Here is a 22,250-nt window from a genome sequence, read left to right on the forward strand (position 1 = left end):
AGCCATGAGCGAGACCTCGACCATCGGGCGCAAGGTGCTGGCCAGCCTGCGCGCCGCCAATCCCGGCCTGTCGCCGGCGCTGGGCCGGATCGGGGACTATGTGCTCGAAGGGCCGGAGCGGGTGCTGTCCCAGACCGTGACCGAGCTGGCCGAGGCCTCCGGCTCCTCCGAGGCCTCGGTGATCCGCTTCTGCCGCGAGCAGGGCTTCACCAGCTTCCAGGGCTTCAAGCTGGCGCTGGCGACCGAGCTCGCCTCGGCCCAGCCGCCGCGGGCGGAGGAGGTGGGGCGGCACGCGCTGTTCCGCATCGTCGACCGCGCCGTCGACGCGCTCCGCCAGACCGAGGATCTGCTGGACCCGGCGGCGGTGGAGGCGGTTGCCGACCGGCTGCGCGCGGCCCGGCGGGTGCTGGTGTTCGGCGTCGGCGCCTCGGCGATCACCGCCCGCTACGCCCAGTACAAGCTGGCCCGCGTCGGGCTGCAGGCGGTGGCGCATGACGACCCGCATATGGCGGCGATGGCGACCGCTTCGCTGGGCGAAGGCGACGTGGCGCTGGCCGTTTCCAGCTCCGGCTCGACCCTCGACGTGGTCCGCGCCGCCACGCTGGCGAAGGACGCGGGGGCCTTCCTGGCGGCGATCACCAACCGCACCAAGAGCCCGCTGACCGGGCTGGCCGATGTGGTGCTGCTGGCCTCGACCCCGGAGACGCCGCTGACCGGCGGCGCGCTGGCGTCGAAGATCAGCCAGCTGGTGATCGTCGACATGCTGTTCGAGACCATCGCCGACCGCGACCCCGCCGCCCGCGACGCCATCCGCCGCACCGCGCAGAGCGTGACCGACCGTGGGTATTGAGCCCGCCGTCACCGTCGTCGATCTCGGCGGTACCAAGATCGCCGCGGCCCGGGTGGCGGGCGCTAAGGTGCTGGAACGACGCCAGGCGGCCACCCCGCGCGACGGAAGGTTCGAGAGCTTGGTCGAGGCCGTCGCCGCGCTGGTGGCGGGCTGGGCCGACGGGCCGGTCGGCATCGCCACCACCGGGCTGGTACGCGATGGAAAACTGTCCGCCACCAATCCCGGCACCCTGCCGGTGCCGCCGGACTCGCCCCTGGTCGCGGCGCTGCAGGACCGGCTCGGCGTGCTGGTGCGGGCGGTGAACGACGCCCAGGCCGCGGCCTGGGGCGAGTTCCGTCATGGCGCCGCGCGGGGCGTCGGGTCGATGGTGTTTCTGACCGTCTCGACCGGGGTCGGCGGCGGGCTGGTGCTGGACGGAGAGCTGCGGGTCGGGCCCGGCGGGCTGGCCGGTCATCTCGGCCACGTCGTGGCGGTGCCGGACGGGCCGCTTTGCGGCTGCGGAAGGCGCGGCTGCGTCGAAGCCGTCGCTTCCGGCCGGGCTCTCGCGGCCGCGGCGACCGCCGAATTCGGAGAAGAGATGGACGCGCCGGCCCTGTTCCGGCGGGCGGACCCGGCCGCAGCAGTGCTGATCGACCGCGCCGCCGCCGCCATCGCCCGGCTGCTGGCCGATCTGAAGGCGGCGCTGGATCTCGACCTCGCGGTGGTCGGCGGCGGCGTCGGCCTGGCCGACGGGTTCCTCAATCGGGTGGAACACGCGCTGGCGGCCGAGCCGCGGCAGTTTCGGCTGCCGCTGCGCTCGGCCGCTTTGGGTCACGATGCGGGGCTGATTGGCATGGCCGACCTGCTGGGCTGACCAGCCCCGCTGTCGTCAGGCCGCCGCCGTCGCCGTCCGCGGCCGGATACCGACCACGATCATCGCCGCGGCGACCAGCAAGACCACGCCGGCGCCGGTGAACACGCCCAGCGCGCCGCTGACGTCGAAGATGGCGCCGCCGGCCGCGGCGCCGGTGGCGATCGCCAGTTGCACCGCCGCCACCAGCAGGCCACCGGCGCTTTCCGCCTCGTCGGGGACGGTGCGGGTCAGCCAAGTCGACCACGCCACCGGCACCGCGCCGAAGGCCACGCCCCACAGGGCGACCATCGCCGTGTTCGCCACCGGCGCTCCGCCGCCCACCGCCACCAGGCCGAGGCCGAGCACGCCCATGGTCAGCGGCATCAGCATCATGGTCAGCCGCATGCTGCGTTCGAGCAGGAAGCCGCCGAGCAGGGTGCCGAGGAAGTTGGCGATGCCGAAGCCCAGCAGGATGCCCGACACGCCGGTGATGCCGACGCCGGTCACCGTCTCCAGGAACGGTCGGATATAGGTGAAGAAGGCGAAATGCCCGGTGAACACCAGCAGCACGGCCAGCATGCCGAAGCCGACCTGCGGCCGGGCCAGCACATCGACCAGGGTGCGCAGGCTGGTCCGCGTGTTCGGCGCCATGCGCGGCAGCGTGGCGAACTGCACCGCCAGCGCCAGCAGCCCCAGCGCCGCAGCGATCAGGAACACGCCGCGCCAGCCGATGATGTCGCCGAAATAGCTGCCCAGCGGGGCGGCCGCGACCGTCGCGGCGGAGACGCCGCTGAACAGCAGCGACAGGGCGCGAGGCACCACCGCCTCCGGCACCAGCCGCATCACCGTCGCCGCCGACATGGTCCAGAAGCCGCCCAGGGCCACGCCCAACAGCACCCGCGCCAGCAGCAAGGCTGGCAGGCCGGGGGCGAAGGCGACCAGCAGGTTCGAGACCGTCAGCAGGATCGAGAAGGCCAGCAGCACATAGCGCCGGTCGATCCGCCGGGTCGCGGTCGAGACCAGCAGGCTGGTCACCAGCGCCACCACCGCGGTCGCCGTCACCGCCTGGCCGGCCATTCCCTCGCTCACGTGCAGATCCGCCGCCATCGGCGTCAGCAGGCTGGCCGGCAGGAACTCCGCCGTCACCAGCCCGAACACGCCCAGCGTCATCGAGACGACCGCGCCCCAGGCCGGCTCCTCCCGCGCCGGTGCCGCGCCCGTCCGCTGTGTTCCCTGGCTCATGGGGACCGTCCTTCGAAGAGGTTTTGCTGTGCAGTGCAGCAAAAGATAGGATGGACTTGCCGGACGATCCATGTCAGACACTCCGGAATGCTTGATCATTCGTCCGAATTACGAGCCGGTTCGCGCGGACCCTCGGGTGATCTCGTCAGCGAGTTGCTGCTGGGCATGCGCCTGTTCGGCGTGAACTACCGCCGCATCGCGCTGGCTCCGCCCTTCGGCATCGGCTTCGGCATGGTCGAGAACCGAGCCCAGTTCCACTTCGTCGCCCGCGGTCCGGTGGTCCTGCGCACGGCCGACGGGACGCTCCACACCCTCGGCTCGGGCGACGCCGTGCTGCTGCCGCGCGGCGGCCCGCACGAGCTGCTCTCCGCGCCCGACCAGGCCAGCCGCGACATCTCCAGCTTCGCGACCGAGACCTTGTGCAAGAGCGTCGGCGTCATCCGGGCCTGCCCGGAGGGCTGCGAGCCGGGCTCGGGCATGCTGATCTTCAGCGGCTGCATGGAGTTCGACCTCGGCGGCATGCACCCGCTGGTGGCGCTGATGCCGGAGGTGATGCTGGTCGGCACGCTGCTCGACCGCCACCCGGAGATCCTGCCGATGCTGGAGGCGATGGCGCGCGAGGCCTGCGACGAGCGCGCCGGTTTCGCCGCGATCCTGGCGCGGCTGGCCGATGTCGTCTCCGCCTCGATCGTCCGCGGCTGGGTCGAATGCGGCTGCGGCGACGCCAAGGGCTGGATCGAGGCGCTGCGCGACCCGCGCCTGGGCCGTGTCATCGCCGCCATGCACCGCGATCCCGGCCGGGACTGGACGGTGGCCGAGCTGGCGGCGGAGATGGGCGCCTCACGCTCGGTCTTTGCCGAGCGCTTCCTCGCGGTCACCGGCCTGACCCCGCTGCGCTACGTCGCCGACCTGCGGATGCGCTTGGCGGCGCAATGGATCGGCCGCGACCGGATGCCGATCGAGGCCGCGGCCCACCGCCTCGGCTACGGCTCCCAGGCCGCGTTCAGCCGGGCCTTCAAGCGCGTGATCGGCCGCCCGCCCGGGGCGGTCCGCACCGCCCCCGCCGGCGATGCCGCCGCCAACGGTCAGACGTTCGAGCTGTAGATCGCGTCGACCACCGCGTCGGTGACCTGCCTGGTCGTGGCGGTGCCGCCGACATCCGGGGTCAGGATGCCGGCCGCGGTCACCTGCTCGACCGCGCGCATCAGCCGCCCGGCCGCCTCGGCCTCGCCGAGATGCTCCAGCATCTGCGCCGCGGTCCAGAAGCTGGCCACCGGGTTGGCGATGCCCTTGCCGGTGATGTCGAAGGCCGAGCCGTGGATCGGCTCGAACATCGACGGGAAGCGCCGCTCCGGGTCGATGTTGGCGGTCGGCGCCACGCCCAGGCTGCCGGCCAGGGCCCCGGCCAGGTCGGACAGGATGTCGGCATGCAGGTTGGTGGCGACGACGGTGTCGATGCTCCGCGGCTTCAGCGTCATCCGCACCGTCATGGCGTCGACCAGCATCTTGTCCCAGGTGACATCCGGGAACTCCCGCGCGACCTCGGCTGCGATCTCGTCCCACATCACCATGCCGTGGCGCTGGGCGTTCGACTTGGTGACCACGGTCAAGAGCTTGCGCGGCCGCGCCTGCGCCAGCCGGAAGGCATAGCGCATGATCCGGGTGACGCCGACCCGGGTGAAGATCGCGACCTCGGTGCCGACCTCCTCCGGCAGGCCGCGATGGGCCCGCCCGCCATGGCCGGAATACTCGCCCTCGGAATTCTCGCGCACGATCACCCAGTCCAGGTCGCCGGGGCCGGCATGGCGCAGCGGCGAGGTGATGCCCGGCAGGATCCGGGTCGGCCGGACATTGGCGTACTGGTCGAAGCCCTGGCAGATCGGCAGCCGCAGGCCCCACAGCGTGATGTGGTCCGGCACGTCCGGCGCACCGACGGCGCCGAAATAGATCGCGTCGAACGGCTTCAGGATCGCCAGCCCGTCGGCCGGCATCATCGCGCCGTGCCGCTTGTAGTAGTCCGAGCCCCAGTCGAAGCTGGTGACGGTGAACCGGACGTCGCCGAGCCGTTGCTGCAGCGCCTCCAGCACCGTGATGCCGGCGCCGATCACCTCGGGGCCGATGCCGTCGGCAGGGATGGCGGCGATCGCGTATTCGCGCATGGGCGGGTCTCCAGGTTCCGGATGCGCTATCCTTGCCCGGCGAAGGCGTCGCGGCCAGCGCGACAATGGCGGCGACGCGGCCGACGATGCCGGCGAGCCGTTTCGATGGTATGATCATCGTGCCAGAACGGCCGCGGCATCGAGCGGCCCAGGCAGGAGCTCAACTGGTGCGGGATTCGGCCGAACCCATCGTCCGCCGCAAGCTGTGGCACGAGGTCTTCGATCGCCTCAGGACCATGATCACCCGTGGCGAGCTGGCGCCGGGCGACGCCATGCCGTCGGAGCGCGACCTGATGGACCGTTTCGGCGTCGGCCGCCCGGCGATCCGCGAGGCGATGCAGGCCCTGGCCAATATGGGCCTGATCACCATCAACCATGGCGAGCGCGCCCGGGTGCGGCAGCTGACGGCGAAGTCGCTGTTCCAGCAGGTCGACCTCTCCGCCCAGTTCCTGCTCTCGGCCTCGCCGGACAGCCTCGAGCATCTGAAGCAGGCGCGCCGCTTCTTCGAGCGTGGCATGGTGCGCGAGGCGGCGGAGAAGGCAGCGGAGGCTGACATCGCGGGGCTGGAGGAGACTCTGCTGGACCAGAGCGGCAAACTCGACGACCCGGCCGCCTTCATCGCCGCCGACATGCGCTTTCACGGCCGGATCGCGGCGATCTCCGGCAACCCGATCTTCGAGGCGGTCAGCGAGGCGATGCTGGGGTGGCTGCGCGAGTACCACACCGAGATGCTGATCTGGACCGGCAAGCAGAACGTCACTTTGGCCGAGCATCGCGAGATCCTCGATCACATCCGCCGCCACGACCCCGACGCCGCCGAGGCCGCGATGATCCGCCACCTCGACCGGTCCGCGGTGCTGTACGCGCATCACGGGTAGGGCTGGACCAGACTGCCTAAACCTGGCTGAAGCCATGCCCAGCCACCCGACCGGATCACGCCGTCCATTTCCAGCCCGGTCAAGCTACACGCAAGCGCCGCGCCACCGACACCATCGTATAGTTTCGTGGCAGCGAGGACTCGGGCACGGTTCATTTGGTGCCGCGCTTCGCCCGCGCTGCTCGGCAGGGCCTCAGCCTTTATCCATTTGAGGCGGCCGTATTGCTCACTGCGCAATGGGGCCTACCTAGCTAGTCGTCGACCTCGAAGATCACCAGAGACCTTGGAGAAGAAGATGATCAAACTATTCGTTGCGCTTTCAGCAGTTGCGCTCCTCGGGCTGACCGGAGGATGCGCTGAGCAGAGGATACCCACGGCACAGGCCGGCGGGACCGGCGGGACCGGCGGCTGTGAGCAGGTCGGGACGACCGGGTGCAAGCCGGACCCGTCCTTTGGCCGCCAGGCACAGGTGGGCTGCGAGCAGGTCGGAACCACCGGGTGTAAGCCGGATCCTGCCTTCGGCCGGCAGGCACAGGTGGGCTGCGAGCAGGTCGGGACGACCGGCTGCAAGCCGGATCCTGCCTTCGGGCGTCAGCGTCCCCTGGCCCCCGTCATGCCGCCGGTTACGCAGTAACAACAATCCGGAAGCCGGTGCTCGACTGCGGTCATTACCGAGAGTGTAATGGCCGCGTCTGGCCCCATTATGACGAAGCATGACCTCCGCTTGGGGCCGACCGGCCGGTCGGCGGATCGGACTGGTTCCGGGGTGGCGACCCGAAGCCCCGCCAACGGCTTAGCATTTTCTTCGCATTCGGCGTAAAATCGCGCCATGAGCGAAACCCAGGCCCTGTTCGCGGCCCTGCGGCAGCTGGCCGACGGCGAGGCCGTGGCCGCGGTGGAACGGCTGGTGCAGGACGGGCCGGACCGGGCGCTCTGCCGCCTCAACGTCTTCGACTTCGCGGCCGAGACCGGGATCGACGTCGAACGCGTCATCGCCGTGTTCCTGCACGCCTCGCGCCTCGGGCTGTTCGAGCTGTCCTGGAACGTGCTGTGCCCCGGCTGCGGCGGCGTGCTCGACGCCGGCACCACGCTGAAATCCCTCGACCGCGACGAGTACCACTGCGCCCTCTGCGCCGCCGGCTACGAGGCCACGCTGGACGAGATGGTGGAGGTGGCCTTCACCGTCAGCCCGCGGGTGCGCCGGATCGGCGCCCACGACCCCGATACGCTGCCGCCGGTGGAGTATTGCCGCCAGATGTTCTGGGGCTCCGGCATCGACCTGCCGGCGAATTTCGAGCAGCTGATCGAGGACATCACCATCGACTTCGTCGAGCTGCCGGCCGGCGAGAAGGCGCTGCTGTCGCTGCAGCTGCCGGCGGAGTTCCTGATCGCCTTCGACCCCGTCAGCCATGCGACGCAGTTCCTCGACGTGAAGGGCGAGCCGACCCGCGACCGCCAGTCGCTCAGCTTCATCATCGATCCGGTGCATCGGCTGAACGAGACCGTCGTGCTGCGGCCCGGCCCGCTGCGCCTGTCGGTCGAGAACCGCACCAATCGCCGGGTGCTGGCCGGGATCTGGATCGCCGGGCACGCGCTGCACGAGCTGCTCGGCCGGCGCAAGCCGTTCCTGACGGCCAAGCGGCTGTTGACCAACCAGACCTTCCGCGACATCTACCGGACCGACACGCTGGACGTCGACCAGCGGCTCAAGATCACCAGCATGACCTTCCTGTTCACCGATCTGAAAGGGTCGACGGCCCTCTATGAGCGGGTCGGTGACCTGGCGGCGTTCGACCTGGTGCGCGCCCATTTCCGCGTGCTGCACGAAATCGTCGCGGCCGAGGCCGGGGCCGTGGTCAAGACCATCGGCGACGCCGTGATGGCCACCTTCCCGACCCCCGACCGCGCCGTGGCCGCCGCGCTGCGCATGCGCGACGCCATGGGCCGCCTCAACGACGCACACGCCAGCAGCGAAGACCTGGTGCTCAAGATCGGCATCCATGAAGGGCCGTGCCTGGCGGTCGCGCTGAATGAGCGGCAGGACTATTTCGGCCAGACCGTCAACATCGCCGCCCGGGTGCAGGCGCTGGTCAATTCCCGCGCGATCTTCGCCACGGAATCGGTGGTGAAGGATTCCGGCACCGCCAGGCTGCTGCAGGCCGGCGGTATCGAGCCGGTCGCCCAGCGCCACACGCTGCGCGGCATCGAGGCCGAGGTGACGCTGTATGCGATCCCATAAAGTCCGAGACTGAAGCGCCGGCCGTCTTAACAAGCGTCATAACCAATGACCCGTCATCCCGTGCGCAGCGCAGCATGCAATGATGCGCTGCAGACACGGGATCTCTCCGGGATCGCGCCGAGATCCCGTGTCTGCGCAGCGGCACTTCGCGCCGCAGCGCGCACGGGATGACGAGACAATATTCTCGACCGTTGGCATTACCCGTTGAGCAGCGCCTGCACCGCGTCCAGCAGGGCGGGCCGGGACACCGGCTTGCGCAACACGGCCTCGGCCGGCATGTGCTCGATCTGCTGGTCGCTGTAGGCGGTCATGAAGCAGAACGGGATCCGCCGCCGCCACAGGATCTCGACCACCGGATAGACCCGCATCCCGCGCCGCAGCCGGACGTCGAGCAGGGCGCCGTCGAGCTGCTGCGTCTCGGCCAGCGAGATCGCCGCCTCCAGCGTCCCCACCGGGCCGACCGGGTCCAGCCCCATGGCGTAGATCGCCTGCGCCACGTCGTCGGCCAGCAGCACCTCATCCTCGACGATCAGGATCCGCTTCGCCGCGCCGTCGCGGCGGACGGGACGGGCCGAGTTGAACACGGAGGCGGAAGCGACACCTGCTCCAGGCTCCATGAAGGACATCCCAGCATGCATCTGTGGCTCTCCACCCCGAATTTGCTGAATGTTAAGGGAAATATTCTTAGGCTTATTATAGTTCAACCAGCATTGATTTGAAAGATGGCCAGTGATCGCCAACCAATACCAATGCGATGGGCAGATCGGGCCGGCACCTGGTCTGATCGGCTGGCCGGCTGAGCCGGAGCATCGGCGTCCTGTTCTGCCTCAATCGCCATGGACGGGCTCGGGCGCAGGACGGGTAGAGACCAGCCGGGCGACGCAATGCTCCAGATCGGTCTGATCGAAGGGTTTGCGCAGCAGCCTCTCGCCGGCGCAGTCGGGGTCGATCTCGGTGTCGCGATATGCCGTCGTCAGCACCAGCGGAATGCCGCGGCGGCGAAGAACCCCGACAACCGGATAGACCCGTTCACCGTGCTGCAGATGGACGTCGAGGATGGCGGCCGACAGGTCTTCGGTCTCGGCCAGCCGCATGGCACTCGGCAAGTCGCCGACCGGCCCGACGACCTCGTGGCCCAGAGTCCGGACGGTCTCCTCCATCAGAAGCGCGACGAGGAACTCGTCTTCGACGATCAGGATTCGGGCGGAGGGGGACATCCTTGCGCCTTCGTTTTGCAGTTGCCTCACCTTGGCAACAGGCCGAAACGGTATAGTGTTGCCCTTTGTCGCATATTCGGCCGGGCGATACCCAATCCCGATTGGCCGGATCTTGGATTCCGACCGTCGCCCGAACGGAGATCGAAGCGTGCCGACCCGCGCCAAACCCGCCGCCGAAGGCCGGACCGATCGCCGCTCACCGTCCGCACGAGCATCCTCGCGTCCGAAGCCGCCTGCGATTCCTTCCTCGCCGTCATCGGCGCGGCTGATCGTGGCGATGGGCGCATCGGCCGGCGGGCTGGAGGCATTCGAGCGCTTCTTCCTGCACATGCCGTCCGACAGCGGCATGGTGTTCGTGGCCGTGCCCCATCTCGACACGCACCACAAGAGCGCGATGGCGGAGCTGCTGGCGCGGTACACCCGGATGCCGGTGGTCGAGATCACGGACGGGATGGCGGCGGCGGCGGACCGCATCCATGTCATCCCGCCGAACGCGACCTTGACCATGCGCGGCGACAGCTTCCGGCTGGAGACGCCGCGCAGCCACAGCTCCACGATCGACCCCTTCTTCCTGTCGGTGGCGGAGCAGCATGGCGATCAGGTCGCCGGGATCATCCTGTCCGGCAGCGGCAGCGACGGATCGTTGGGCCTGAAGGCGATCAAGGAGAATGGCGGGCTGACCCTGGCCCAGGCCGGCGAGACTTCCCGCTACGACAGCATGCCGCGCAGCGCCATCGCCACCGGCCTGGTCGACTTTATCCTGCCGGTCGAGGAGATGCCGTCGCAGCTGGTCCAATACGCCCGCGACCTGGCCCGGTCGAAGACCGACGGACCGGCGCCGTCCCGGCAGCAGGCCCGCCGCCATCTGGTGAAGATCTTCACCCTGCTGCGGGCCGGCACCGGGCATGATTTCAGCCAGTACAAGAACAGCACCTTCATCCGCCGGGTGCAGCGCCGGATGCATGTGGCGCAGGTCGCCGCGCTGGCCGACTACGTCGAGCTGCTGCGCCGGGAGCCGCGGGAGGTCGAGGCGCTGTTCCGCGATCTGCTGATCGGGGTCACCCAGTTCTTCAGGGACGCCAAGGCCTTCGAGATCCTCGAACACGACGTCATTCCGAAGCTGCTGCAGGACAAGGGGCCGGACGACCAGGTCCGGGTCTGGGTGCCCGGCTGCGCCACCGGCGAGGAGGCGTATTCGATCGCCGTCCTGCTGCGCGAGCGCATGATCGAGACCGACGCCGCCCCGAAGGTCCAGATCTTCGCCACCGACATCGACGACCACGCCCTGGCGATCGCCCGGGCGGGGCTGTACCCGGCCGCGATCAGCGGAAGCATGTCGCCGGAACGGCTCGAGAAGTTCTTCATCAAGGATGGCAGCGACTACCGGGTGGCGAAGGAGATCCGGGAGATGTGCATCTTCTCGGTGCACAACGTGATCAAGGACGCGCCGTTCTCGAGGCTCGACCTGGTCTCCTGTCGCAACCTGCTGATCTATCTGGACGCGACGCTGCAGAACCGCGTCCTGCTGCTGTTCCATTTCGCCCTGCGGCATCGGGGCTACCTGTTCCTGGGGCCGTCGGAGAACGTGACCCAGCATCCCAAGCTGTTCACCAGAGTCGACGGCAAGCTCCGGCTGTTCAAGGCGCGGGAGGCGGATGTCGGACGCCAGCCGATCGAGTTCCCGCTGGCCACCTCGATCTACCGCAGCCCGCTGGAGCCGGACCGGCCGCACGGGTCCTTGCGGCCGACGATCAGGGATACCGTCATCCGCCGGGCACAGCGGGTTGCCGAGGTCTACGCGCCCGCCTGCTTTGTCGTCGACGACGGATACGAGATCCTGCACTTCTCGGGACGCACCGGCCGGTATCTGCAGCCGTCGCCCGGCGCCGCCAGCCTGAACCTGTTCAGCATCGTCGACGCCGGGCTGCGCCCGGACCTCCGGGCCGTCATCCATGAAGCCGTCACCACCGGCCGCAGGGTGATCCGGGAGAATGCCTCGTTGCCGGTCGATGGCGGTTACCAATCGCTCAACCTGATTGCCGAGCCGCTGGCGGGCGATGGCGACGCGAAGTTCTGCATCGTCGTGCTGCAGGAGGTCGGGGCGCCCAAGCCGCTCGGCACTGCCGGCGCCGAAGCGGCATCGGACGCGCAGAAGGACGAGATCATCCGGCATCTGGAATCGGAGCTGATCGCCACGCGCGAGCGGCTGCAGACCACGATCGAGGAGCTGGAGACCTCGAACGAGGAGATGAAGTCCTCGAACGAGGAGTTCCAATCGGTCAATGAGGAGCTGCAATCCGCCAATGAGGAGCTGGAGACCTCGAAGGAGGAGCTGCAATCGGTCAACGAGGAGCTGGAGACCGTCAACACCGAGCTCAACTCCAAGATCGAGAGCCTCGACCGTGCCATCAGCGACCGCAAGAACCTGCTGGAAAGCACGCAGATCGCGACTCTGTTCCTGGACAACCAGCTGCGGGTCCGCAGCTTCACCCCTGCGATCACCGAGATCTTCCATCTGATCGGCAGCGATGCCGGCCGGCCGATCACCGATATCGTGTCGCGCCTCAGCTATGACAGCCTGCCGCGCGACGTCGGCCGGGTGCTGCGCACCCTGACCCGGCTCGAGCAGGAGGTGGCGCTGTCCGACGGCTCGGCCAGCTACATCATGCGGATCCTGCCGTACCGGACCGTCGACAATGTCATCAACGGCGTCGTCATCACCTTCATCGACATCACCGAGCGCAAGCGCAACGAGGAGTCGCTGGCCCGTCTGGCTGCGATCATCGCTCATTCCCACGAGGCGATCATCGGCACGTCGCCCGACGGCACGATCACCACCTGGAACGCCGGCGCGGAGCGGATGTACGGATACGGCGCGGCGGAAGCGGTGGGGCGTCCCCTGTCGTTCCTCAGCGCGGCCGACAATCCGGACGAGATGCGCCAGATCTTCGATCGCCTGAGGCGGCCGCCGGCCCAGCCCAGCATCATCGATACCGAGCGCGTGGCCAAGGACGGGCGGCGGATCTTCGTCTCCTACACCGCCTCGCCGATCCGCAACGAGGCGGGACGGCTGGTCGGGGCAGCGCTGGTCGAGCGCGACACCAGCGAGGGGCGTCAGGCCGAGCGGCGGCAGCAGCTGCTGCTGGCCGAGCTGAACCACCGGGTCAAGAACACGCTGGCCAGCGTGCTCTCGATCGCGTCGCGGACCCGGCAGACCAGCGACTCCCTCGACAGCTTCGGCCGATCCTTCGAGGGACGCCTGCAGTCGCTGGCCGCCGCTCATGAGCTGCTGGCGGAGAATGTCTGGGCCGGCGTCGATCTGCGCCAGCTTCTGGTCGAGGAGCTGAAGCCGTATCATGAAGGCAAGGATCCGCCGGTGTTCTCCGGCGGCGAGGTCTTCCTGCCCGCGCGCGCGGCGCTGGTCTTCGCGATGTCGTTGCACGAGCTGGCCACCAACGCCGCGAAATATGGCGCGCTGTCGGGACCGGGTGGCTCAATCAAGATCGGCTGGCGCATCGTCAAGGTCGAAGGCGCCGCCCTGCTTCGACTCGACTGGTCGGAACGCGGCGGCCCCAGGGTCGGGAAGCCGTCCCGCGACGGCTTCGGGCTCAGCTTCGTCAAGCGCAGCATCGCCTATGAGCTGCACGGGACGGCCGAGCTGACCTTCAAGCCCGGCGGCCTGCACTGCCGGGTCGAGGTGCCCATGTCCGAGTTGCGCCGCGACCCGGAGCCGGCGCCCGGCTGACCACGGAACGCTCCCGCCTCCGCTGTGGTTGTCCAGACAGCGTCCGTGGTGCCGGAAGTAAGGCATGCCTCATCATGACATCGTGGCGATCGGCGCATCCGCCGGCGGCCTGTCCGCGCTGAAGCGCCTTGTCGCCGGGTTGCCGGCCGGGCTGGATGCCGCGGTGCTCGTGGTGCAGCACATGAAGGGCGACCAGAACAGCAATCTGCCCGCCATCCTGGAACGCGCCGGACCCTTGCCGGCCGGTTTCGCCGAGGATGGCAAGCCGGCAGCGCGGGGGCGGATCCATGTCGCCCCGCCGGACCGTCACCTGCTGCTGCAGGACGGCACGCTGCGCCTCAACCGCGGCGCATGGGAAAACGGCGTCCGGCCATCAGTCGACACCCTGTTTCGCAGCGTCGCCGTCTGTTGCGGCTCGCGCGGCATCGGCGTGGTGCTGACGGGATATCTCGACGATGGCAGTGCAGGCCTTCGCGCGCTGCGGCGCTGCGGCGCCATCACCGTGGTCCAGGACCCGGCCGACGCCGAATATCCGGACATGCCGCGCAACGCGCTGGAGATGACGGAGGTCGACCACCAGATCGCGCTCGACGCAATGCCGGCGCTGCTGGCCGGCCTGGTCGCGACCCCCGCGGGCCCGCCGCAGCCGGTGCCGCCGGAGATCCAGCTGGAGGCCGACATCATGGCCAAAGCGTATGAGGACAACATGACCGTGCTCGACCGGCTCGGCGACCGGTCGGTCTTCACCTGCCCCGATTGCGGCGGCGTGATGTGGGAGCTGCAGGACGGCGACGCCCTGCGCTATCGCTGCCATATCGGCCACTCCTACTCGGCAGCGTCCTTCGGCAGTGCCCTGTCGGGTGAGGTGGTGCGGGCGATGGAGACCGCCCTGCGCACGCTGGAGGAGCACTGCCGCATGCTCCGCCGCCTCGGGCAGCAGGCCGTGCGGCAGGGCCAGTCCAAGGCCGCCCGGCTGTGGTCGGAGCGGGCGACGGTGTTCGGGCAGCAGGCCGAGGCCATTCGCGCGGCGCTGCTGCGGATCCAGGCGACGGAGCAGCCGGACCGGCCGCGATAGACAGAGCGGCTACAGCAGGTCCGCCAGGTCGATCGTCCGCCCGGTCCCGGCACTGCGATAGGCGGCCTCGACCAGGGCCAGGGTCTTCAGGTTGTCACGGCCGGAGGTCGCCGGCTCCCGCCCCGCGCTCAGGCTGTCCACCCAATGCTGCTGGATCGCCGCCACGCTCTCCTGGATGTTGTGCCAGGGGCGGCTGGCCCAGGGCAGGAGGCGCGGCGAGACGTTGAGCGTCTCGCTGCCGTCGCGGCCGGTCACCACCATGCGGTAGCCCTGGCCCAGCCGGATGGTGCCRGCGCTGCCGTCGACCTCCACCAGCGTCTCCGGAAAGGGTTCGGCCGTCAGCCGCGTGGCGTAGGAGCAGTCGACCACCGAGGTCACCCCGCCCGCATGGTCCAGCAGCATGGTCGCGACATCCTCGCCGCGGATCGCCGGGTTGACCCGGCGGGTCCGGGCGGTCAGGCGGGTGGCGTCGCCGAACAGGAAGCGGGCGATGTCGATGATGTGGATGCCGAGATCCTCGATGATGAAGCGCTCGCCGGTGGCGAGGTAGGGCTGGCCGGAGAACACGTCATAGGCCGAGCGGAACGAGACGCGGCCCCAGAACACCTCGCCGATCCGCCCGGATTCGATCACCCGGCGCACGGCCTGGATCGGCGACTGCCAGCGGAAGTTCTCATGCACCATCAGGGCCACGCCGGCTTCCTCGCACGCCGCGACCATGGCCTTCGCGTCGTCCAGCGTGGCGGCGAAGGGCTTCTGGCAGATCACCGGCACCCGGTGCCGGGCGGCCAGCTCGACCAGCGGCCGATGGCTCGGCATGGTGGTGGCGATGTCGACGAAGTCCGGCGTCTCGCGCGCCAGCATCTCCCCGGCATCGGCATAGAGCCGGGCGATGCCGAAATCGCGGCCTGCCGCCTCCAGCCGGGCCGGGTCGCGGTCGCACAGCGCCACGATCCCCGCGCCCTCGACATCGCGCCAGGCATGCAGCTGGTTGACGGCGAAGAAGCCGCAGCCGATCAGGGCGCCGCGCAGCATCTCAGCCCTCCCGCGCCATGCGGCGCAGCACGACGCGCTGCTGCAGCCGGCGCTGCGCCTGGTCGACCACCACCGCGGCGATGATCACCAGCCCCTTGATCACGGTCTGCCAGAACGAGCTGACGCCCATCATCACGAGACCGTCCGACAGGATGCCGATGACGAAGGCGCCGATGATGGTGCCGCCGATGGTGCCGCGGCCGCCGGACATCGAGGTGCCGCCCAGCACCGCCGCGGCGATGGCGTTCAGCTCGAAGGTCTCGCCCGTCGCCGGGTGCGAGGCCATCAGCTGTGAGGAGATGATCAGCCCGACCAGCGCGGCGCAGAAGCCGGAGAACATGTAGACGAACAGCTTCACCCGGTTGACCCGGACGCCGGACAGGCCCGACGCGCGCTCATTGCCGCCGACCGCGAAGATGTGCCGGCCCAGCGGCGTCCGCGCGGCCAGATAGGCGGCCCCGGCGGCGACCAGGATCAGCAGCCAGATGCTCACCGGCAGGCCCAGCAGCGTGCCGGCGCCCAGCGTGGCGAAGCCGGTGGTGCCGAGCTCCGGCTTGCCCGCGAGGTTGGGGAAGGTGGCGCCGTCGGACAGCAGCATCGCAGCACCACGGGCGACATAGAGCGTGCCCAGCGTGGCGATGAAGGGCGCCACCTTCAGCCGTGTGATCAGCAGGCCGTTGACCGCGCCGATCAGCACCCCAAGCGTGAGGGTGATCAGCATGATCTCCGGCACGTTGAAGTACAGCGTGTAGCCGAAGCCGAGGGCCGACAGGTCGATGCCGTGCAGGATCAGCCCGCCTGCCACCATGCCGCACAGCCCGACGATCGACCCGACCGACAGGTCGATGCCGCCGGTGATGATGACGAAGGTCATGCCGATCGCCAGGAAGGCGTTCAGCGCGACATGCTTCGACATCAGGATCAGGTTGGCGGTGCTGAGGAAGTTGGGCGCGATGGCGGAGAACACGATCAGCACCGCGAACAGCGCGATGAAGGTGCGCAGCTTCATCAGATGCAGGGCGATGGCGTCGCCGCTCCAGCCCTCGGCCGCCTTATCCGCTGCCATCATGCGTGCGCCTCCACTGCGGATTCAGACGTCGCTCTTTTGAGATCCCGCTCCCGCAAGTGCGCCGCGGCGGGCATACGAACAGATTGCCTCTCCCGCTTGCGGGAGAGGTCGGAGACGCGAAGCGGCTCCGGGTGAGGGGATAGCGGCCTCTCCGAAAGCACGGCTTTGCCGCGGGAGAGCGCGTGCTCCGCCCCGTCCTGAAACGCTGGTCCTGGCGTGGCGACCGAGCCGCCCTCACCCGGTCTCGCTGCGCGAGCCCGACCTCTCCCGCAAGCGGGAGAGGCAATAAACAGGGCCGAGCGCGCTGCCATCATGCCCGTGCCTCCCTCAAGACTTGGTCAGGCCCGTGCCCGGCGGCCGAGGCCGCGACGATCCGGTCCCCGGTCGCCGTGGCGCGGTCGAAGATCTCGACCAGCCGGCCGTTGCTCATCACCGCGATGCGGTCCGACAGCGCCATCACCTCCTCGAGATCCGAGGTGGCGAACAGGATGCCGAGGCCCTGGGCGGCGAGATCGCGCATCACCCGGAAGATCTCGGCCTTGGCGCCGACATCGATGCCGCGGCTGGGCTCGTCCATCAGCAGCACCCGGGGGTTGGTCATCAGCGCCTTGCCGATCACCACCTTCTGCTGGTTGCCGCCCGAGAGCGCGCTGACCTCGATGCCCGGGTCGGAGACCTTGATCGCCAGCTCGCGGATCGACCGCCGCGCCGCCTCCATCTCCGCCCCTCGGCGCAGATGAAAGCCGCGCAGGAAGCGCCGCAGGCTGGACAGGGTCAGGTTCTCGACCACCGACAGGATCGGCACCAGCCCGTCGCGCTGCCGGTCCTCCGGGATGATGGCCAGGCCGCGGCGGATCCGCCCGGTCACGTCGCGCGCCGTCACCCGCTCTCCCTCGAGATAGATCGCGCCGCGGGAATAGGGGTGCCGGCCCATGATGCAGTCGAACAGCTCGGTCCGCCCGGCGCCCATTAGCCCGTACAGGCCGAGGATCTCACCCGCGCGCAGCGACAGCGAGACATGGTCGACGGCATAGCCGCCGGTCGCGCGCGGCAGGCAGATCGCCTCGGCCCGGAAGATCTCCGGCCCCGGCGGCCGGTCGCCCGGCGCCGCGAAATCCTTCATGGCGGAACCGACCATCTGCCGCACGATCCAGGGCACGTCGATCTGCCCCATCCGCTCATGCCCGGTGATGCGGCCGTCGCGCAGCACGGTGATGAAGTCGCCGATCCGCACCAGCTCCTCCAGCCGGTGCGAGATGTAGACGATGGCGACGCCCTGCGCCTTCAGCTCGGCGATCACCCGGAACAGGATCTCGACCTCGGCGGCGCTGAGGGCCGAGGTCGGCTCGTCCATGATCAGGATGCGGGCGTCCTGCGCCAGCGCCTTGGCGATCTCGACGATCTGCTGCTGGCCGATGCCGAGGTCGCCGACCTCGGCGCGCGGGTCGATGTCGTGCTCCAGCCGCCGCAGCAGCTCCGCCGCCCGCCGATTCTGGCCGCGATGGTCGACGCCGCGCAGCCCGCCGGTGAGCTCGCGCGCCAAAAAAATGTTCTCCGCCACCGACAGGTTGGCGCAGAGGTTCAGCTCCTGGAACACGATGCCAATGCCGTGCCGCACTGCGTCCTTCGGGCTGTGCAGCACCACCGGCCGGCCGTCGACGAGGATGCGGCCTTCGGTCGGCTGCTCGACCCCGGCGATGATCTTCATCAGCGTCGATTTGCCGGCGCCGTTCTCGCCGACCAGCACGTTGACCGCGCCCCGATGCACGGTGAAGTCGACACCCTTGAGCGCCACGGTGCCGGGATAGACCTTGGTCACCCCCTCGACCTGGAGGGCAGGGGCCTCGGTCACGGCGCCGCCTCCAGGGTCAGTTCGGCCGGGGTGACCAGCGGCTTGGCCTTCGGGTCGTCCAGGGTGAAGACGCCCAGCAGCGTCACTGTCCGCCCGACCAGCTTGTCTCGCGGCACGCCGGCCAGCGTGCTGTTGTAGATGTGGGCGTTCAGCGCCTTGCCGAACTTGGCGTATTCGATCTGGTTGGCGAAGCTGTTGAACGAGAGGAAGTCGATGCTGTCGCGCAGCGGCGTGCCTTTGAACACCGGGCCGATCTGCACGGTCAGGTCGGCGGTGCCGTCGCCATCCGCATCGACCTCGATGGTCGCCGCCCGGGTGCCGGTGTCAGCCGCCGTGATCTTCCCCTGGACCGTCGCCGCGATGGTCCAGGGCATGCTGTCCACCGCCCGGTAGCCGAAGCGCTTCCCGGCCTCGTCCGGGGCCAGCGCCCGGACCTCGGCGAAAGGCCCGGCCTTGGCCTTGAGATAGGGCAGCAGCTTCGGCTGCCAGATCTCCTCGACCGTCTTCTCCGGGTCGAAGGCCGGGTTGTCGAAGGAGGTCGCGACGCTGCCCGCCGCCGAGGCCACCTGCGGCGGCTCGTTCTTCACGAGCTTGCAGGCGGCCAGCGGCAGGCCGGCGGCCAGGATCGCGATTGCCATACCAAGGGCACGAGTGGCCGATTTTGTTTTGCCTCTCCCGCTTGGCGGGAGAGGCCGGGCGTCCGTAGGACGACCGGGTGAGGGTTGGCCCGGGCCTCGACAAAGGGCCCTCACCCGGAGCCGCTTCGCGTCTCCGACCTCTCCCGCAAGCGGGAGAGGCAATTGGATTGCGCCCGCCATCTCGCGACTCCCGCCGCAACCTCCCCTCACTTCATCGCGAAGGTTTCCAGCTTGCCGGCGTTGTCCGGCGTGATCAGCAGGCAGTCCATCAGCTGCTTCTCGGGCTGGCCGGTCTTGCCGGTCTTCAGGTACTGGTCGGCCTGCTCGACCGCCAGCTCGGCCTGGCGGTAGGCCGGCTGCAGCACGGTGGCCTTGATCCCGCCCTGCTTGATCGAATCCCGCACGTCGTTGCTGCCGTCGAAGCCGACCAGGACCACATCGGTGCGGCCGGCGGCGGTCAGCGCCGCCCAGGCGCCCATCGCCATGGTGTCGTTGCCGGAGATCACGCCCTTGATGTCGGGATGGGCCTGCAGGATCGACTCCATCTTCGCGAACGCCTCGGTCTGGCTCCAATTGGCCGACTGGCGGGCGACCATCTTCAGGTCGGGATAGTCGTCGATGACGTCGTGATAGCCCTGCGAGCGGATGCCGGCATTGGTGTCGGCCTCGCGCCCGACCAGCTCGGCATAGTTGCCCTTCTCGCCCATCAGCTTGACGAACTCCTGCGCGCCCAGCTGGGCGCCCTGGTAGTTGTTCGACACGATCTGCGCCACGGCGACGCCGGTGACGTTGATCTCGCGGTCGATCAGGAAGGACGGGATGCCGGCGTCCTTCGCCTTCTGCACCGCCGCCACCGTGGCGTCGGCGCCGGCATTGTCGAGGATGATCGCCTTGGCGCCGCGGGCGATGGCGGTGTCGATCCGCTCCATCTGCTTGTTGGCGTCGTCGTCATGGACCAGGACGATGGTGTCGTAGCCCAGCGCCTCGGCCCGCTTCTGGGCGCCCTCGGCCTCCGCCTTGAAGAACGGGTTGTCGTGCGACGGGGTGATGACGGCGACCAGGTCCTTCGCCTGGGCGGCGACGCCGAAGCCCAGGGCCAGGGTGCCGGCGATGCCGGCCGCGAGAAGCGCCTTGGTGAAACGCATGGTGGATCCTCCCTGTGGATGTTGTCGATTTCGCCCGGTTCGGGCCTGCGGCCCGCCGGATCTCAGGTGATGCGCTGGATGCTGGCCGCGATCTCGTCCGGCTCGAATACCCGCTTCCAGTCCGGCCGCATCAGCACCGGCTTGCCGAATTCGATCGCCTTGTTGCAGGCGTCGGAGAACAGCCCCTCGCGCTCGTCGAAGATGACCGAGGCCAGCACGTTCAGGTGGCCCAGCAGGAAATCGCGCGCCGCGTCATGCGCCACGCCGCGCGCCACCACCTCGTCCATCGCCTCGCGCATCACCACCAGCAGGGTGGCGCAGACGGTCTCGGACAGGCCGGGCTCCAGCAGCGCCATCTGCTCGACCGAGACCCGGTGCGAGCGCATCACCGGCGCCCAGATCACCTTGGCGACCTCCTCGCCCAGGGCATAGGCCTCCTCCGGCCCCTGCATCAGGGCGGAGACGATGTGCTGCTTGGCCGCGATGCCGCCGAAATAGTCGGTCTTCGCCGCCATCTCGGTCTCGTCGTTGAAGATCGGCGGATGGCAGGGATGGGTGACGAAATAGGTCAGGTCGTCGCGCTTCGGCAGATGGCCGGCAAAGGGGGCGGCGGCGTCCAGCGCGACCACCATGGTGCCGGGCCTGAGCTGCATTTCGATCCCGGCGGCAACCTTGCCGATCAGCGTGTCCGGCACGGCCAGGATGACCACTTCGGCGCCGTCCAGCGCCGCCTCGGCCGGGACGCAGTCGACGCCGAGCCTGGCCTTCAGCTGGGCCCGCCCGGCCTCGCCGACCTCGACATGGCGCACGTCGAAGCGCGACCCCTTCAGGTTGCTGGACAGCCGGAAGCCCATCTTGCCGCCAGCCCCGAACAACGCGATCGACGTCATGGGCGCGCCCTCTCTTGCCAGGTCGTTGCTCAGACGAGTATGACAACTGGTATGATGAGTCAATCAGCATGATTCATCGCCGTCGAGCGGAGAGGGCAGGGATGGAGCGCATCGAGGCCGACTACCTGATCGAGACGGCCCATGACCCGCGGGCGGCAGCCGAGGCGATGGCGGGCGAGCAGTCCTCCGGCACTTTCGTCGCGGTGCCAGGCGAGACCCCGGCGCTGAAGGAGCGGTCGGCGGCGCGGGTCGAGCGGCTGGAGGTGGTCGGCGAGGTTTCTGCCCCTTCGCTGCCCGGAGCGGGCGGGCAGGGGCCGGTCGTCCGGGCGCTGCTGACCTTGTCCTGGCCGCTGGCCAATCTCGGGCCGTCGCTGCCGAACCTGATGGCGACGGTGGCCGGCAACCTGTTCGAGCTGAAGCAGTTCTCCGGCCTGAAGCTGCTCGACATCCGCCTGCCGCCGGCGTTCGCCGCGGCCTATGCCGGGCCGCGCTTCGGCATCGCCGGCACCAGGCGCCTGGCGGGGGTCGAGGGCCGGCCGCTGATCGGCACCATCGTCAAGCCCAGCGTCGGGCTGGGGCCGGAGGAGACGGCGGATCTGGTCCGCACCCTGGCCGAGGCCGACATCGACTTCATCAAGGATGACGAGCTGCAGGCCGACGGCCCGGCCTGCCCGTTCGAGGACCGCGCCCGCGCCGTGATGCGGGTGGTCAACGACGTCGCCGAGCGCAAGGGCCGCAAGGCGATGTTCGCCTTCAACCTGACCGGCGACCTCGACGAGATGCGGCGCCGGCACGACCTGGTGCAGGCGCTCGGCGGCACCTGCGTCATGGCCAGCGTCAATTCGGTCGGGCTCGCCGGCATGATCGCGCTCGGCCGCCACAGCGCGCTGCCGATCCACGCCCATCGCAACGGCTGGGGGTACCTGTCGCGCCACCCGCTGCTCGGCTTCAGCTTTATTGCCTGGCACAAGGTCTGGCGGCTGGCCGGGGCCGACCACATCCATGTCAACGGCCTGGCCAACAAGTTCTCGGAGGATGACGACAGCGTCATCGCCTCGGCCCGGGCCTGCCTGAACCCGCTGTTCCCGGACAAGCCGTGCCCGATCATGCCGGTCTTTTCCTCCGGCCAAACGGTGCGGCAGGCGCCGGGCACGTGGCAGGCACTGGGTTCGACCGACCTGATCTTCGCCGCCGGCGGCGGCATCATGGCCCACCCCGGAGGGCCGGCGGCCGGTGTCGCCGCATTGCGCGAGGCCTGGGAGGCCGCGGTCGGGGGCGTGGCTCTCGCGGATCACGCCCGCACCCGACCCGCCTTGGCCCAGGCGTTGGAGGCTTATAGGGGATGAGAGACCTCTCTGGAATCCCGACGTTCGACCCGACCCAGC

The 22,250-nt window shown here is 69.4% G+C and carries 18 protein-coding genes; 8 read left to right on the forward strand and 10 right to left on the reverse strand.

Going from position 1 to position 22,250, the window contains the following annotated elements:
- Positions 1-4 precede the first annotated feature (4 nt).
- Both AB4Z01_RS15360 and AB4Z01_RS15365 read left to right on the forward strand, forming a co-directional pair.
- Positions 5-850: a MurR/RpiR family transcriptional regulator gene (locus AB4Z01_RS15360; RefSeq protein ID WP_441694985.1), complete on the forward strand. Its 846-nt coding sequence runs from the start codon at positions 5-7 to the stop codon at positions 848-850.
- Positions 840-1,703: an N-acetylmannosamine kinase gene (locus AB4Z01_RS15365; RefSeq protein WP_441694987.1), complete on the forward strand. Its 864-nt coding sequence runs from the start codon at positions 840-842 to the stop codon at positions 1,701-1,703. Before AB4Z01_RS15360 ends, AB4Z01_RS15365 begins: the two co-directional genes overlap by 11 nt.
- 15 nt (positions 1,704-1,718) lie before the next feature.
- Here AB4Z01_RS15365 and AB4Z01_RS15370 read toward each other — a convergent pair whose 3' ends face one another.
- Complete coding sequence (locus tag AB4Z01_RS15370; protein WP_441694988.1) at positions 1,719-2,924, reverse strand: MFS transporter; 1,206 nt, start codon at positions 2,922-2,924, stop codon at positions 1,719-1,721.
- Positions 2,925-3,011: 87 nt separating this feature from the next.
- Here AB4Z01_RS15370 and AB4Z01_RS15375 point away from each other — a divergent pair, with 87 nt between their 5' ends.
- Complete coding sequence (locus AB4Z01_RS15375; RefSeq protein WP_441694990.1) at positions 3,012-4,028, forward strand: cupin domain-containing protein; 1,017 nt, start codon at positions 3,012-3,014, stop codon at positions 4,026-4,028.
- On the opposite strand, the gene AB4Z01_RS15380 is transcribed toward AB4Z01_RS15375, so the two are convergent.
- A complete protein-coding gene (locus tag AB4Z01_RS15380) occupies positions 4,010-5,083 on the reverse strand; it encodes a tartrate dehydrogenase (RefSeq protein WP_441694992.1) in 1,074 nt (357 codons plus the stop codon). The two genes, AB4Z01_RS15375 and AB4Z01_RS15380, sit on opposite strands and share 19 nt — an antisense overlap.
- A gap of 167 nt (positions 5,084-5,250) precedes the next feature.
- Between AB4Z01_RS15380 and AB4Z01_RS15385 the strand changes: the two genes are divergently transcribed.
- Both AB4Z01_RS15385 and AB4Z01_RS15390 read left to right on the forward strand, forming a co-directional pair.
- Positions 5,251-5,961: a transcriptional regulator NanR gene (locus tag AB4Z01_RS15385; protein ID WP_441694994.1), complete on the forward strand. Its 711-nt coding sequence runs from the start codon at positions 5,251-5,253 to the stop codon at positions 5,959-5,961.
- Between the two features lie 828 nt (positions 5,962-6,789).
- Positions 6,790-8,199 carry an adenylate/guanylate cyclase domain-containing protein gene (locus AB4Z01_RS15390; RefSeq protein WP_441694996.1) on the forward strand — a complete coding sequence of 470 codons (1,410 nt, stop codon included), beginning with the start codon at positions 6,790-6,792 and terminating at the stop codon, positions 8,197-8,199.
- A gap of 197 nt (positions 8,200-8,396) precedes the next feature.
- Here the strand turns inward: AB4Z01_RS15390 and AB4Z01_RS15395 are convergent, their stop codons facing one another.
- Positions 8,397-8,816 (reverse strand): response regulator, encoded by a 420-nt coding sequence (locus tag AB4Z01_RS15395; protein ID WP_441694998.1) that lies wholly within the window; start codon positions 8,814-8,816, stop codon positions 8,397-8,399.
- Between the two features lie 210 nt (positions 8,817-9,026).
- Positions 9,027-9,764 carry a hypothetical protein gene (locus AB4Z01_RS15400; protein ID WP_441695000.1) on the reverse strand — a complete coding sequence of 246 codons (738 nt, stop codon included), beginning with the start codon at positions 9,762-9,764 and terminating at the stop codon, positions 9,027-9,029.
- Here AB4Z01_RS15400 and AB4Z01_RS15405 point away from each other — a divergent pair.
- Together AB4Z01_RS15405 and AB4Z01_RS15410 are read left to right on the forward strand one after the other, a co-directional pair.
- Positions 9,694-13,161, forward strand: coding sequence for a chemotaxis protein CheB (locus AB4Z01_RS15405; protein WP_441695002.1), 3,468 nt, complete (start codon positions 9,694-9,696; stop codon positions 13,159-13,161). The two genes, AB4Z01_RS15400 and AB4Z01_RS15405, sit on opposite strands and share 71 nt — an antisense overlap.
- 64 nt (positions 13,162-13,225) lie before the next feature.
- The gene (locus tag AB4Z01_RS15410) at positions 13,226-14,236 is read left to right on the forward strand and encodes a chemotaxis protein CheB (protein ID WP_441695004.1); all 1,011 of its coding nucleotides are present in this window, start codon (positions 13,226-13,228) and stop codon (positions 14,234-14,236) included.
- A 9-nt stretch (positions 14,237-14,245) separates the two neighbouring features.
- Here the strand turns inward: AB4Z01_RS15410 and AB4Z01_RS15415 are convergent, their stop codons facing one another.
- The 6 genes from AB4Z01_RS15415 to AB4Z01_RS15440 all read right to left on the reverse strand — a co-directional run bounded on the left by AB4Z01_RS15415 (position 14,246) and on the right by AB4Z01_RS15440 (position 20,865).
- Positions 14,246-15,271 carry a Gfo/Idh/MocA family protein gene (locus tag AB4Z01_RS15415; RefSeq protein ID WP_441695005.1) on the reverse strand — a complete coding sequence of 342 codons (1,026 nt, stop codon included), beginning with the start codon at positions 15,269-15,271 and terminating at the stop codon, positions 14,246-14,248.
- Between the two features lies 1 nt (position 15,272).
- Positions 15,273-16,340, reverse strand: a complete 1,068-nt coding sequence (locus AB4Z01_RS15420; protein WP_441695007.1) for an ABC transporter permease — start codon at positions 16,338-16,340, stop codon at positions 15,273-15,275.
- Positions 16,341-16,650: 310 nt separating this feature from the next.
- Complete coding sequence (locus AB4Z01_RS15425) at positions 16,651-18,192, reverse strand: sugar ABC transporter ATP-binding protein (protein ID WP_441695009.1); 1,542 nt, start codon at positions 18,190-18,192, stop codon at positions 16,651-16,653.
- On the reverse strand, positions 18,189-18,830 hold the full coding sequence (locus AB4Z01_RS15430) for a DUF2291 family protein (RefSeq protein ID WP_441695010.1): 642 nt from the start codon (positions 18,828-18,830) through the stop codon (positions 18,189-18,191). The genes AB4Z01_RS15425 and AB4Z01_RS15430 overlap by 4 nt, the downstream gene beginning before the upstream one ends.
- A gap of 206 nt (positions 18,831-19,036) precedes the next feature.
- Positions 19,037-19,975, reverse strand: coding sequence for a D-ribose ABC transporter substrate-binding protein (locus tag AB4Z01_RS15435; RefSeq protein ID WP_441695012.1), 939 nt, complete (start codon positions 19,973-19,975; stop codon positions 19,037-19,039).
- A gap of 62 nt (positions 19,976-20,037) precedes the next feature.
- Complete coding sequence (locus AB4Z01_RS15440; protein WP_441695014.1) at positions 20,038-20,865, reverse strand: phosphogluconate dehydrogenase C-terminal domain-containing protein; 828 nt, start codon at positions 20,863-20,865, stop codon at positions 20,038-20,040.
- Between the two features lie 101 nt (positions 20,866-20,966).
- On the opposite strand from AB4Z01_RS15440, the gene AB4Z01_RS15445 reads away from it, so the two are divergent.
- Positions 20,967-22,211, forward strand: coding sequence for a ribulose-bisphosphate carboxylase large subunit family protein (locus tag AB4Z01_RS15445; protein WP_441695016.1), 1,245 nt, complete (start codon positions 20,967-20,969; stop codon positions 22,209-22,211).
- The last annotated feature ends 39 nt before the right edge of the window (positions 22,212-22,250 follow it).

This window comes from Inquilinus sp. YAF38, assembly GCF_052113205.1.
Taxonomy (GTDB): domain Bacteria; phylum Pseudomonadota; class Alphaproteobacteria; order DSM-16000; family Inquilinaceae; genus Inquilinus.